10 protein-coding genes are annotated in these 14,397 nt (G+C 39.5%); 3 read left to right on the forward strand and 7 right to left on the reverse strand.

Translation table 11 applies throughout. The features are described from left to right. Nucleotides 1-55: 55 nt before the first annotated feature. Nucleotides 56-805, forward strand: coding sequence for an EI24 domain-containing protein (locus tag QNI15_RS25630; RefSeq protein ID WP_314034440.1), 750 nt, complete (start codon nt 56-58; stop codon nt 803-805). Between the two features lie 12 nt (nt 806-817). On the opposite strand, the gene QNI15_RS25635 is transcribed toward QNI15_RS25630, so the two are convergent. Further along, nucleotides 818-1,873, reverse strand: coding sequence for an FUSC family protein (locus QNI15_RS25635; RefSeq protein WP_313983233.1), 1,056 nt, complete (start codon nt 1,871-1,873; stop codon nt 818-820). Between the two features lie 107 nt (nt 1,874-1,980). Beyond that, entirely contained in the window at nt 1,981-4,101 is a 2,121-nt protein-coding gene (locus QNI15_RS25640; RefSeq protein WP_314000050.1) for a penicillin-binding protein, read from the reverse strand. 304 nt (nt 4,102-4,405) lie between these two features. On the opposite strand from QNI15_RS25640, the gene QNI15_RS25645 reads away from it, so the two are divergent. Together QNI15_RS25645 and QNI15_RS25650 are read left to right on the forward strand one after the other, a co-directional pair. Further along, a complete protein-coding gene (locus tag QNI15_RS25645; protein ID WP_314034441.1) occupies nt 4,406-7,573 on the forward strand; it encodes a WGR domain-containing protein in 3,168 nt (1,055 codons plus the stop codon). Nucleotides 7,574-7,597: 24 nt separating this feature from the next. Next, on the forward strand, nt 7,598-9,256 hold the full coding sequence (locus QNI15_RS25650) for an SWIM zinc finger family protein (protein WP_313983225.1): 1,659 nt from the start codon (nt 7,598-7,600) through the stop codon (nt 9,254-9,256). A 492-nt stretch (nt 9,257-9,748) separates the two neighbouring features. On the opposite strand, the gene QNI15_RS25655 is transcribed toward QNI15_RS25650, so the two are convergent. From QNI15_RS25655 to QNI15_RS25675, 5 genes are all read right to left on the reverse strand, one after another. Beyond that, the gene (locus tag QNI15_RS25655; RefSeq protein ID WP_313983223.1) at nt 9,749-10,027 is read right to left on the reverse strand and encodes a helix-turn-helix domain-containing protein; all 279 of its coding nucleotides are present in this window, start codon (nt 10,025-10,027) and stop codon (nt 9,749-9,751) included. 596 nt (nt 10,028-10,623) lie between these two features. Continuing rightward, nucleotides 10,624-11,526, reverse strand: coding sequence for a 30S ribosomal protein S6--L-glutamate ligase (rimK, locus tag QNI15_RS25660; RefSeq protein WP_313983220.1), 903 nt, complete (start codon nt 11,524-11,526; stop codon nt 10,624-10,626). A gap of 224 nt (nt 11,527-11,750) precedes the next feature. Next, nucleotides 11,751-12,254 carry an ATP-dependent zinc protease family protein gene (locus QNI15_RS25665; RefSeq protein WP_314034443.1) on the reverse strand — a complete coding sequence of 168 codons (504 nt, stop codon included), beginning with the start codon at nt 12,252-12,254 and terminating at the stop codon, nt 11,751-11,753. 62 nt (nt 12,255-12,316) lie between these two features. Next, nucleotides 12,317-13,444 carry a DNA polymerase III subunit gene (locus QNI15_RS25670; RefSeq protein ID WP_314034446.1) on the reverse strand — a complete coding sequence of 376 codons (1,128 nt, stop codon included), beginning with the start codon at nt 13,442-13,444 and terminating at the stop codon, nt 12,317-12,319. 72 nt (nt 13,445-13,516) lie between these two features. Continuing rightward, nucleotides 13,517-14,374, reverse strand: a complete 858-nt coding sequence (locus QNI15_RS25675; protein WP_314034448.1) for a VanW family protein — start codon at nt 14,372-14,374, stop codon at nt 13,517-13,519. Nucleotides 14,375-14,397 lie beyond the last annotated feature (23 nt).

The raw sequence follows: 14,397 nt of genomic DNA on the forward strand, positions 1-14,397 counted from the left end.
TGTTTTTAGATTCTATTCGATCAGAACACACAACCATCAGAGAAGTATTTACTCCATGAAAGTATTTCTACGCAAGATGCTGGCGGCGATATATGCTTATGTCCAGGCATTTTCATTTATCAATCACCATCGTTTATGGAAGCTTGTATTGATCCCTGCTATTATCTATCTTCTTATATATGGAGCATTACTTACTGTTATCATTCTGAACACAAATCTGTTAAGCGATCCTCTTGCTCATTGGATTCATGCAGATACCCTTTCAGGACCATTGGGAAATATAGCAAGGGGAGTGATATCCTGGCTAGTCAGGGCTCTTGTTTTCATGCTATATTTTAAGCTATTCCGATATATTGTACTCATTTTATCATCTCCTGCGATTGCCTTAATAGCAGAAAAAACACAGGAAATACTAACAGGGGTAACTCATCCTTTTGATCGAAAGCAATTCATATCTGATGTATGGAGAGGCATTACATTATCATTTCGCAATTTACTCACCGAATGGCTTATTACCATTCCTCTTTACTTTCTGCTCTTTATTCCTGTACTTGATATCTTTGTAGGTGTTGTCATTCTCCTGATAGAAAGCTATTTTGTGGGATTTTCCATGATGGATTATCGAAATGAATTTTTGCGGATGTCAGGTAGAGATAGCCGTCTGCTTATCCAACAAAACAAAGGTATGGCAATAGGTATTGGACTGATATTCTCTCTGCTTTTAGCCATACCATTTTTAGGAGCGCTAGTAGCTCCGGCATTGGCAGTAGTAGCGGCTGCCTTAGTGATGGAACAAAAATTCTGAACCAGATTTCTTTTATCTCTCTGGTAATGTCACTTCTTTCAGAATACGTTTTAAATCTGTGAGGATGCTTCCCATATCACGCAATACAGGCAATGAGGTAATTGCATGAATCTCAGCCAGACATTGTAATTGAATCTGCTTCGCCTCTTCAATACTGTCTGCCAGCTTTGAGTAAGCAACTTCAGAGCCTGACACAACGGCTTCTCCATATAATTCAATACATTGAGCAGTTATGGAGATAGCGGATTTTAAACTTTCTGTAGCTCTACTGTCAGGCTTCCAGGCCATCTCAGTGTATAAATCAAATATAGCTCGCCTCACCCCCCGAATCTGTACGGTTATGTGTTCCAGATACCGAATATTCTGATCCAACTCTGTTAATCGCTTTTTTACTCGAGAAAGGAATGGAGTATACCGTAAGGCCTTTTCGGCTGTACGTGCAGCAAGAATAGCCGCTTCTGTCTTTTCTACCAATACAGCAATAGTCTCTCTGGCTTTTTGATTATTCTCTTCACTCTCCAATAATAATGTCAATCCACCCAGAGCCTGAGCAGATACACTGCTTAGAGTCAAAATATGGGTTTGTATAGTTGGAATAATTTTTTGAGGGACAATCAATGCATTAACGGCAATGGCAATAGCTGAACCTAAAAATGTCTCAACGACTCGATTGAGTACATATCCCTGTGTACCTCCAAAGGCTAATACAATGAAAGAACTTACGGCCACCTGTGAAATGATCTGGCTATTCATACGAAATACTTTTGCCAAAGCCATTCCCAACAGAATCACCAAAAAAATGGAGATAGTTCCCATAGGAAACCAATGTCCAATCAACATACTAACCAATACCCCACCTATCAATCCTATAATACGTTGTGTAGCTTTCTCCCAGGAGTCAGCTACAGTTACTTGTACTGTTAGTATAGCAGCTAGAGGAGCAAAATACGGATATTGTGCATGCAGTAGCTGAGCGGCTACAATCCATGACAATGCAGCAGCAAGTGCCGTTTTGAATGCTTGTAATGAAAGTCCTAACTTCTCTAACAGAGCTTGAATCTGTTTCATGGATGAGAACAGTTAACTTGGATAAAAGTACATAAAAAAATGCCTGCACCAGAACCTATATGATCACGTGCAGGCAATGTACACAAAAACCTTTTCCTTTGTCAGAATTACATAGGCTCTTCTAACTGAATAGTGATAGTACTATTCTTCAAGGCTAAACTCCCCGGAGATTGTGATTGATTTACAACTCGACCTCTTCCCGAATAGCGCACCCTCAGACCACGGTTTTCAAGAATATACAAGGCATCCCGCAATGTCATACCTGTTACATCGGGCACTTTACCTGGTTTTCCTTGTCGGCTAGCCCAACTTATACTTTTACTTCCTGCCACAGCAACTGCCCACTCCTGAAGATTTCCATCGGCATGATTAGAAATACCGATTTCATTGCACAAATACTGCATATCATCCAGATTGCCAGCCCTCACAACCGGAAAGCCAGAAACTTTGCCTCGCTCGGGCATCATTTTATGCATTTCTACATCCAACGCATAAATCTTATCTGCTACTTCTTTGAATACCGGAGCAGCTACATCCGACCCATACTGTTCAAATCCCTGAGGTCCATCAATAACAACAATACAACTATATTTTGGACGATGAGCAGGAAAAAATCCAGCAAACGACGTATAATAACTTTTTGTATAACGTCCATTACGGAGCTTCTGAGTCGTTCCGGTCTTTCCAGCAATTTTGTAGGCACTACCCGCAATATTTTTAGCTGTCCCTCTCTCCACAACACCTTCCAGCATTCGGGTAACTTTTTCAAGAGTTGCATCTGAACAAATTTTCTCATTCATCACACGTCCCTGATAGGCTTCAAGAGTTTCATCCGCTGTACGTATTTGTCTCACAATAATAGGCTGGATCAGTTTCCCATGATTGGCTACTGCATTATAAAATGTGAGAATCTGCAAAGGTGATATTTCATTTTCATATCCAACTGCCATCCATGGAAGAGATAACCCACTCCAGGTAGGATTTTTGGGGGTTCTGATTAATGGCACAGCCTCTCCCATCATCTGAAAACCTAAGGGTCTTGTAAGTCCGAAAGATTCGAGATAGTGAATAAAACGGTCAGGCTTATTCCCGAAATTCTGATGAACCAGCTTCACAAAAGCAATGTTCGATGATACTTCAAAAGCTTCCTGTACTGTCACTTTTCCGTGTGCCTTTGCATCCCGCATTACCCGATCATAAAACTTGTATTCCCCATTTCCGGTTTCGATACTATCCGTAGGTGATACACGGGTTTCTTCCAATAAGGCAATCATGGATGCCAGCTTAAACGTAGATCCAGGGTTTGTTCTACCTTGTGGCCCTACTGCATAATTGTAATTTTCACCATATACCCCATCCCCTATTTTACCGAGATTGGCAATTGCCTTGATTTCACCGGTAGCCACTTCCATTACCATAACACAACCATAGTTAGCTCTGTGTTTCTGTAAAGCTCTCAACAATGAGGTTTCTGCCACATCCTGCACATTAATATTGATTGTAGTCTGGATATCAAACCCCTGTTCCGGATCTACCTCATCAGCATCTCCTATAGGTTTCCATGCGCCACCAGACATTCGCTGAAACAAGGCTCTTCCATTTTGTCCTGCCAGTTGCTTATTATAGCTGAATTCCAACCCAGCACCTTGTTTCTTGTCATTTAAAAACCCAATAGTTCGCTGAGCCAGAAATTTAAAAGGCCTGTAGCGTCGATCCAATCGCTCAAAGATTACTCCTCCTTTATTACGGCCATATCTGAATATCGGCCATTTTTCCATCATCTTCTTACCCTGATAATCTATTAGCTTCTGATTCATAACCAGATACTGCTTTTGGTCCCCATCCTTCACACGTTCATTAAACTTTCGGATATCTTTAATCCTGCGACGGTATTCATCAGGTGTACGATCACCAAAATAGTTGGATAGTAAAAGAGCCAGAGAGTCTAATCCTTTAGCAATTGTAGTATCCTTTGCCACTGTAGGATCAATGGCAAGCCGGTAAAACGGCAAAGAAGTTGCCAGCAAACTACCATCATCTGCATAGATGTTTCCCCGTACAGCTTTTACAATACGGTAGTCCGTCATACGTTTACGGGCTATGGTATGCCATTTTGCTCCATCAACCCATTGCAACCAGACAATACGCACAATAACTCCAATGGCAAATACGGCAACCAGAAGATAGGCTATCCGAACCCTTACCAGGATGGCTTTTTTTATACTCATAGGTTTATAAAGTGGTAGTCAGAAGATTTTTAGTTCGTAATCATTCTGTTGTACAAAAATCGGAGATTGGTATTTCATTCGCAAACAGATTTTTGATTGGGATTAGTGTATATCCTGTTTTTTACTTCTCATTAGCTTATTCGAAAAAGTATTGTGCAACGGGTTCTATAATCAAACGAAAAAATAAGCCTCAAAAATTGTTTGTTAAATCGATATTTCTAATATTGAAACCCGCTTAACATGTTTAGTAACGATTGATTTTACCTATAATTAAAACATATTAGTAACCAGCCTATTTTTCTGAATGAAACTAATTGAACAAGTATCTTTATGGTGCCGGGAAGGCAGTGCAGACAAGGTATATGAAGTGGATCTATATGAAGTAGGAACAGATAAATATGTAGTAAACTTCCGTTATGGAAGACGAGGTGCAACATTAAAGGATGGAACGAAAACAGCTTCATCAGTAGATCGTACCAATGCAGATAAGATTTTTAATGCACTTATTGCTGAGAAAAAAAAGGGAGGATACCAGGAAACAGGCCGCTTTTCAGCCACACAGCAATCTACAGTCACAAGAACTGCTCCTACGGTTGTCAAAACTAATCAATACTCAGACAAAAAAGAATTTATACTCGCCAAACTACGTGAGGCTATTCAACCTGGTTTCAAGGATACTAAATGGCCTCTCTCACGTATTATATGGCGTGTAGGAGAACTCCGTATCTCAGAAGCAGTTCCAGACTTAACCAAACTCGCGATTAAATCTGATGCCCTACAGCAATATTGTATCTGCTGGGCATTGGGTCGGTGTGGTGATCGGGGTGCTACTATTTTGCTGGAACAATTGTATCTGGCAGCCGCCTCCAAAGATTTTGTAAAACGTATAGCGTTGGTTAGCCTTCTGGCATTGGCAGACGAAACAAAAAAGAATTTCCTTCTGGATAGCATTTTCCAAAAACTTCATCCGGATATGCAGGCAGCTGTATTATCAGGAAAAACAGAGTCTGTACATTTTGCATTCAATGTAGGAATTGCAGAACGGAAAATGACCTATGAAGTATTGGAACACCTCTATCTGCTGTCAGAAAAATATGCTTATATACGACCAGTAGTTGTTTCTTCACTACAGGTATTGGCATTACAACCAGGAATCTTCAAGTACATTCGTCATATTTATAAGATTGCAGAGTTTCGTGAAGATGCAGAGGTGTTTGCAACAATAGCGTATCGGTTTGAAAAACAGAATGCATATTTCCGTCAAAGTCGTTGGGGAGGAGGTGCTTATGCACCTGGTACATGGGATTGGATCAACGATACCAAAACAGAAATGAATAAGAATAACAGCCGACTGGCATTTTCCAATACTACAAAGGAATATTTTGTCCGTCGTAGCTGGCGTACCTTGCGCACTCTGGGGGAAGATCAGCAAAGCGAAAGTTATGCAAAAGCAGCAACGGCCTTCCTGCTGCAATATTCAGATATCAAAGATAAGACTGATCCTCGTCAGGTTAATAATACCTGGTATGAATGGAACAGCCGAAGTTATAAAACCCGTGTTACCCATTACCCAGCCTTTGCCAATTGTCTGAACTTATTCTCTATTCTGTATCAAAACAGTTCCCGATATGAATTAAAGAAAAATACAAAGGCTTGGCGTTTCAAAACTAATAGTAAACCAGATACGCTTTCAACCCAACGTGAAGAAGCATTTCCGGAACATTGGGATAAGCATCCAGAATATCTTGCACAGCTTCTTACAGATAGCCGTTGTGAGCTGGTACATGAATTTGCCGTCAAAGCATTACGAGCCAATCCAAAGTTATCAGAAATAGCAGATAGCAAGTTTGCTGTCAAACTCCTGGAAAAGGAATATGATGTAACTGTTCAACTAGGTCTTGAGCTGGTTAAACAGTTTTATAACCCACAAAATCCGGATGCCGAACTAGTTAGTCTGATTGTAAAACACCCTAAACAATTTGTAAGGGAGTTAGGTAAGCAGTGGATTGAAGCACAACCTGAGTATTTTGCTAGTCAGACATTTGTGTTTGCAGATCTGATTATAAATCCATACGAAGATGTGTGGGAATGGGGTCGTCTTCTTTTGAGCAAAGTTCATCTGACAGAAGAACAGGCTCAGATGCTGATTGTCAAAACGATTACTGAGTTACTGGAATTAAACCCTGATGATCCTCAAAGCAATACCATTGCAGAGGGAGCTGGTTATACATTGGTTACTTACTTTATCAGTCTATTACAGGATGTAAGTCTGGAAGTAGTACAGGAATTGCTGCAACATCCCGTACCTATGGTTCAGGTATTAGGGGCAGGTATCCTTGTCAAACATGTAACTCCTGTTACTGAATTCCCTTCTGGTCTTATCTCATCTCTTATTAATTCGTCTGTACCACAGGTACGTGGTATTGGTGTTCAGCTATTTGGAAAGTTACCGGATTCACAACTACTGGCTAGCCAGGATATTTTGTTTGCATTTTGCACATCACCTTTTGCAGAAATACGTCAGGCAATTTTTCCTACAATCGGAAAACTAGCAGCACAATCACCTGAATTTGGAGTAAGTTTCATCAAAGAACTGATTCCGGTTTTGCAACACAAACAGGAAATAGAAGGGCTGCATGAGGATTTATTAATGTTAATACAGCAAGGATTAACTGCCTATCTCTCTTCCATATCATCAGAAGATGCATGGATTATGTTGGGTTCGCGACGTGGAACTACACAACGTGTAGGCTTCCTGGTGATTAGACATACTATCTCTCCGTCTCAGTTATCGGTTCGCGATATCATTAAAATGGCAAATCATGAACTGCTGGAAGTACGGGAGTATGCATGGGCTATTTATACACAACAAATAAGCCGAATGAAACAAGAAGCGAGTGAGGCACTACGAATTCTGGATGTAAAATGGAGTGATAGCCGACAGTTCGGATTTGACTATTTCCGGAAGAATTTCACAGCGGATGACTGGACCCCAACGCTATTGATAAGTGTATGTGATAGCACCAGAGAAGATGTACAACAATTCGGAAAAGAAGTAATTACCCGGTTCTTCAAAACAGAAAACGGATCAGATTATCTACTTCAGCTCAGCCAACATCCGTCACAGAATCTTCAGGTGTTTGCAACCAACTATCTCGAACAGTTTGCCACAGACAGTCTGGAGCATTTACAGAAACTGGAATTATACTTTATTACTGTACTTTCTCAGGTAAACAGGTCAGGCATGGCAAAAACGCGCATATTTAATTTTTTGAGACAGGAAGCACTTAAAAATGAACAGTCAGCAGCCTTAGTCAGCAAAATAATAGCACGTCAGTCTGCCACTATGGCTATTGACAATAAAGCAGCTTGTATCCGTATTATGTATGATATCCGAAAAAGCTATCCAACTATTGATCTACCATTGACAATAAAGGAAACTCCTGTGACACAATTTGTTACATCTAACTAATTCATTACAACAACGATCAGCTATATGCTTTTTAACTATAAATTTCATGGTAGCACATCAGTAAGTAGCAATGCCAGTGCGGTAGATATGTCTTTTGCACCAGATACCCTGCGTCAGCCTACGTATTTCTCTGGTGTACTGGCAAAAAACATTAATTTTAGAGAGGCTATTTCTGCATTACATGATGTAGTAGTATCAGATCTTCGATTTAAGCCCAAAGACAAAACAGCTTACAAAGAATGGGCGGCCAGTCAGGAAGCCCTATGGATGGCAGAGTTTGGAACAGAGTATAAAGCCAATATAAAAGCCAAGCTAACAGAGTTACGCGAAGAGCTATCTTCTCTGCATCAGAATAGATCCAGGTTGATGGACCCTTTTTACAAAGCCCAGCGGAAATACTTTGATTACCTCTACCAGAAAGACCGTGACTTCTGGTTTGTGCTAGATCCTGTCATTACGGTTCACCCAGACGAGATCTTCTTTGAATGCTTCAGTCAGGATGAGTCCACGTATGGCAAGCTGGGATGTAACTATGAGGTATTCAAAAATATCAATGAGTTTGAATGTGGCACTACTAATATAGATTACTCTGCAGACCTGTATAATGAGTTCCAAAAAATACGTGATTATAAAGAAACCAACTTTACAGTTGATCCAGGGGGATTCCAGGTGCAAACAACCAACGAAGACGCTTACACAGAAGTAAAGATAGATTTACCAGACAGTTGGGTAAGAGGGTTTCTTCAGGTTAGTTCAGCCATGACCTTGCCTGCCCATACATTTGAGCTACATCCTATGGATGTGCACAATATCTGTTTCATACTACGCAGACAGAAAGAAAAGCTGGGACCACGTTCTATCCGATTTGTCCTTAAACCTGGTGAGCCTGTCAAACTAATCTTTGAACCCTGGAATCATGAGTTGGTTTGTCGTCGTTCGATTTACCTGGGTAATGAACCTGCTGAAATCCGGTTGTGGGGTCGCCGTCGCCTGCTGATTCTGGAACGGCTAATCCCCGTAACACAGAAATTCATTGTTCATATGTTAGGCAATGGTATGCCATCTTTCTTTATTGCAGATCTTGGCTACATGAATTTTACATTAGGTTTATCAGGATGGACAGCCAACGACTGGTCTCGTGCTGGTAACTTTGATCTGATGGCTCCACGTGCAGAAGTTGACAATTTTACCAAAGAACGTATCTTTAAAGCTCTTCGAGAGAATTGGCGGGAATCATCGACGTCTCTTTCTCAACGTCTGGGGCTGGATAAGAAAATAATTGAAGGAGCACTTTCTGCTTATACCCAGGCAGGACGTGCCATCTATGACCTGAATCAGAAGGTATACAGAGTAAGAGAATTGAGTCAGGAGCCACTTCCTATGGATAAACTTCGTTTTGATAATCCACGTGAGGCAATTGCAAACGAGTTTGTAGCCAATAAAGCGGTTAATGTACAAGCCACCCAAACACCAAACGGTTTAAAATTAAATGGTGTGGTAAAGGACAAAAATCAACAATATAAGCCAGAAGTGATTATTGATAAAGATGAACGCATGGTTCAGGCCACCTGTACCTGTAATTTCTTTGTACAGAACAAGCTATATAAAGGGCCATGTGAGCATATCCTGGCATTACGTATTGCACATAACAAACAAAGCTGGTGGACAAAGTTTTTGAACTAAAAACCTTGCTTTTTAATTTGTGTCTTTACATATTTGAGGCATAGACAGTAGACTAACAAAGTCATAAAGACCTTGCAACCCGATTGATGTATCGTCAATCATGTTTAGAGTTTACCCACGCATCATGAGCTTGCTCTTGACTAAGCGGATAATGCACTACTGTAGCTATTGCGGTTCTATTTCAGGAAATCAATGAGTCTACAGTAGTGCATATCCGCATCGAGTTGAGCAATCCCATCCTAAGTATTGTACGAAGGTACTTTGTAGCTACTGTCAAAATCTTTACAAAAACAAAGCCCTGATTATGAATCAGGGCTTTGTCATATAATAACATTATAGTTCTTGTCGTAAGTTGGAACACCTCTTGCTTTCACATTTCATCTACATACCACACTATCTGATACTATTTCAGATTACCAGATAGTATTTACTCTGGTAAAAACCTATGCATTGTCCAACATTTTCGTACTATGTATTGGATGTAGTAGCCTTTTACTCAATTTTTTCCAGTATATTTTTTGTTAGCTGAGGATCTTTGAACTCATAATCAGGATTAATAATATCGTCTACCTTACAGTTGAGAACCTCTGCCAGTGCAATTAACACATGTACATCATTATCTTTTTCCTGAATAACGCGATAATACTTACTTTGTGTGCAACTGGTTTTTTGCATTACTGATCGGCGTATAAGTCCAATCTGATCATAAGGTAAACGTTGCAATCTTTTTAAAATATTCCATTTTAACTCTTTTTCCGACTCTATTTGCATATTTGACAATATAATAACAGTATTAGAAATAATATAGGCAATTATTGTAATATATTCATTTTATACAATTTGATAAATATGGTTAGTAGGGTATTTCCGATAAAAGTAAATACGATTATTTACACTTTTTCATAAATACAATTCAGACTTTGATTATCAATATTTTGAAATATTTTCCCCAATAGTATAAACAAGTCCATAAAAGATAATTCACTCAGACAAACCTACAGCCAACAAATTGATAATCAAACACATATACTCACCTACAAATTTCCAGTGATACTACTTGCCGTAGGACAAAGCATTTTCGTATCTCTTCCCACTATTCACCTATTCCAAATATTTCTACTGGAGTATAGATAAAATAGGACTTCTCCCAGAAATTTCAAATCTCCTATAAGACATACATACGAAAAAAAGACAAATATGGTTTGGACTGTTTTAAACGGAATGAAAAATGTTCCTGCCTAATTATTAGGATATAACAGACATAAACGGAAAAAAAGAAATACATTTTAAATTATTGGAGCTAATTCTTATTGAGAAAACACTAGCTCCATAGTGACATTCAGAGAAGGTGTACAGGATAGAACTAATCAAACGCCAATTTTATCTTTTTTATTAATTGTGACATTCTTCTCTACATACTGAATAATCATATCTGCAATATCAATACCGGTTGCAGCCTCGATTCCTTCCAGGCCAGGTGATGAATTTACCTCTATAACTAAAGGCCCCCGATGTGAAGGAAGCATATCCACTCCCGCAATTCCTAATCCCATAGCCTCCGCTGCTGCAATAGCAGTTTCTTTTTCTGCTTTTGATAATTTAATTGGCTCTCCCTTTCCACCTCTGTGCAAATTAGATCGGAAGTCGCCCAGTTTACTCTGGCGTCGCATAGCTCCTATTACTTTGCCATTTACAACGAATGCCCTTATATCAGATCCATTTGCCTCACCTACAAACTCCTGTACCATGATATTAGTTTTCATATCATAGAAAGTTTCTATGATTGATTTAGCCGCTTTACGGGTTTCAGCCATCATCACTCCAATTCCCTGTGTCCCTTCCAGAAGTTTGATTACAACAGGCACCCCTCCTACCTGAGAAAGAATAGAGTCTATAGCAGATGAATCTGTTGCAAAGGCTGTTTTAGGTAGTCCAACACCTGCTTTTGACAGAATCTGAAGGCTACGTAGCTTATCACGTGAGCGTGTAATAGCCAATGATTTTACAGCACTAAATACCTGCATCATCTCAAACTGTCGCACAATAGCAGTGCCATATTGTGTTACAGAATGGCCAATACGGGGAATCACTGCATCTATACTTGTCAGAGGCTTACCTTCATAATGAACCATAGGGTTACCACGTTCAATAACAGCATAACACTTAAGATGGTCCAATACCAGTACCTCATGGTGACGTTTTCGGGCAGCCTGAACTAATCGTTTGGTTGAGTATAGATCCGCGTTACGGGACAATATAGCAATGCGCATAAAGGTTCTTTGTGATTAAATTAGCTGGTTAACAGATCTCTGCAATAGAGATTATCAGCAAGGCAAAACATGGATAGTATTTGCGTAATTGAGCTAAGAAAGATAAAATATTATCTTCAAAGAAAGAAAAACCTGAGGAGAAATGAATGAGAATTTTATGAAGGAATTGTTATGATTTTACCTACCTTTTACATCTATCGTACCATTCTACAAAATACTATTATTCATTCTTCTGCATCTATGTCTAGTCCCATAAAATCCGGATTATTTTTTTCAGAATCAGACTGTCCCATCTTTTGATGATAGGACACATCGATAAGAGCTACATCTACCAGAAACCTGTTTTTTAGCATTTTGCGTCCCAGTAAAACCGGAAATCGCATATTCTCACGATCGGACAAAGAAAACTCTACCAGTATCCTTTCGCCAAATAAAATGATGTATGTCTCTATAAAATACCGTTTCTCAACATGCCCGGAAGAACTTCTTACTTTCTTCTTACGAAATCGGGAAGTAATATATCTCCGATGCTCTATTACAGGTATATGAGAATCAAGAATATGAAAGCTGATATAACGCTTTCCTTTTTTTTTATATAGCTTAATCTTAGAACAATGGATAGCAGATGAATATGCTCCTGTATCTATCTTAGCACCAATGTTTATTGCACCAAAGTCTGGTAAATCTATCCTATCAAAACGCCCGATAATCTGCCGCAATCCTTCCATTCTGAAAAATAAGAGATTAATATAGTTGCTTGTGAACGTATTTTCAACTTAGTCTATCACAATTAGCTTTTTATACCGGATGCCACCTGTAAAGAAGTGTCTAAGAAAATAATACGTGGACTGGCATTACGTTCCAGGTGTAGAATAGCATCATTAAAATAACCAAACAAACGTTCGGCTCTTTCCGGTGTTATTACTTTGGCAAAGCCTTGTACAAATGTCATTTCCTCCCCTTCCAAACGGATTAATTGTGGTTCATTGTAGGTATAAACCAAAGACTCCCTCACCATATTTATACCATATTGCAATACATTCTTCTGAGCTTCCCGTGGCATTGCGGCCAGTTTATCAGCATTCTTTACAATGTCTGTCAGTCTCTTTTCCAGTTGAAAACACAAACGCATCCAGTCTCTGAAAAGCTCATGCTGATCATTTTTTACTTCATTGCTCAAACGTATCGCTTCATTGAGATTTCCATCGGCCAAATGAGCAATCTGACCAGCACGCTGAGGTTCTACCCGTAATTTAGCGATTAACACCTGACTAATCTCCTGATCTGTAAAAGATCGCACCCGAACCATCTGTGTACGAGAAATGATAGTGGTCAGCAACCTGGCAGGGTCCTGACAAACCAATAGAAATAATGTTTTTGGAGGAGGCTCTTCCAGTATCTTCAGCAAAGCATTGGCACTAGTTATATTGAGCATCTCCGGCAACCACATAAACAGGACTTTATAATCAGCCTCATAAGGTTTCAAACTGAGTCGTTGAATAATCTGACGGCTTTCCTCCGCAGAAATCTGAGGCTGGCGATTCTCTGTACCTATATAATTAAGCCAGTCCGTGAGAGAGGCATAAGGATTACCAGCCAAAAAGAGACGCCAATCCGGCAAAAAGTTTTCACTCAATGGATCTTTGGTTACTTTTTTAGTAGCCGCTACAGGAAAGATCTGGTGTAAATCCGGATGAGCTAGTTTACCAATTTTCCGGCATGAGGGACAAACCCCACAAGCATCATCCGGTTGCTTGTCTTCACAATTAACATACGTTGCATAAGCCCAAGCCAAAGCCAGATTTGCACTCCCTTCATTACCAAAAAATAACTGTGCATGATGTATATGCCCTGTCTGCACTGACTGGATAAGAGTTCTTTTTATATCTGCAAGTCCTGGAATCTCTTTAAAAAGCATTCGAATAGTTATTAATCATGCAAAAGTAAAAATTGTAGCGCCAGTCTGAAACGAAATACCTGTATTTATATACTACATCTTTGCCTTTTGCTCTTCTGTAAGATCTTCAAGTGTTACCTCCCTATACATATCCGGAGTATAAACTACCCTTGCAAAATTCTTTGTAACAAGGTCTGTTTCCAGAACCTTCCCACTTTTAAACTTAGCAATCTTATTCCGCCATATTTCATTCTTTCTGTAGAACTGATTATTCAACTTTATAAACTCATGTTCCCTCTCTTCTACATGATAGGCAAAGTCAAATTCTTCTGAGCATCGCAACTCTCCTTCCAAACATTTTTCACTAAGCCAGAGGTTTAGTTGAAAGGTGGCATTTGTAGTATTTTTAAAACAATAGTCCCGATAATTAAAAAATACAGTAGCTCCACTTCCAAAAGGTAATACCCGATTATGATCCGGAAATGGATCGAAGCTATGGTGATATCGTTCTGTCACTAGTAACGGACTATGAATAACCAGCCAATGCAACAGATTGGAGATCTGGCATAAGCCACCGCCAATCCCTGCTCTGGCCTCTCCAAAGGTTAGCTCCATTCCTAACTTGTATCCTTTGCGTTTGGTGGGTATTCCAACCAGATTACAGAAAGAAAATGTTTCGCCAGGCTTTATAAGGATATTATTGATCTCTTGTATTGCAATCTTAAGATTCTCTACTTTATTGTACTGAAGAACAAGATCTGCATCTCCTAGTTTCCGAATCAATACAGACTGGTGCTTTTTTACCCGAAATGGCAGCTTATCGTTCTGTTTCTGAAAAGCATAAGATTCCTTATTACATTTCCACCAGATGTATCTGCGTATCCTCTTTTCCCACACAGATAAGAAATACAAAGCAGGATGGTATTGGCTAAGCAGTTTTCTTCGGGCCATTATATAGACAATCGCTTCTGTAT

Source organism: Xanthocytophaga flava (assembly GCF_030068545.1).
Taxonomy (GTDB): domain Bacteria; phylum Bacteroidota; class Bacteroidia; order Cytophagales; family 172606-1; genus Xanthocytophaga; species Xanthocytophaga flava.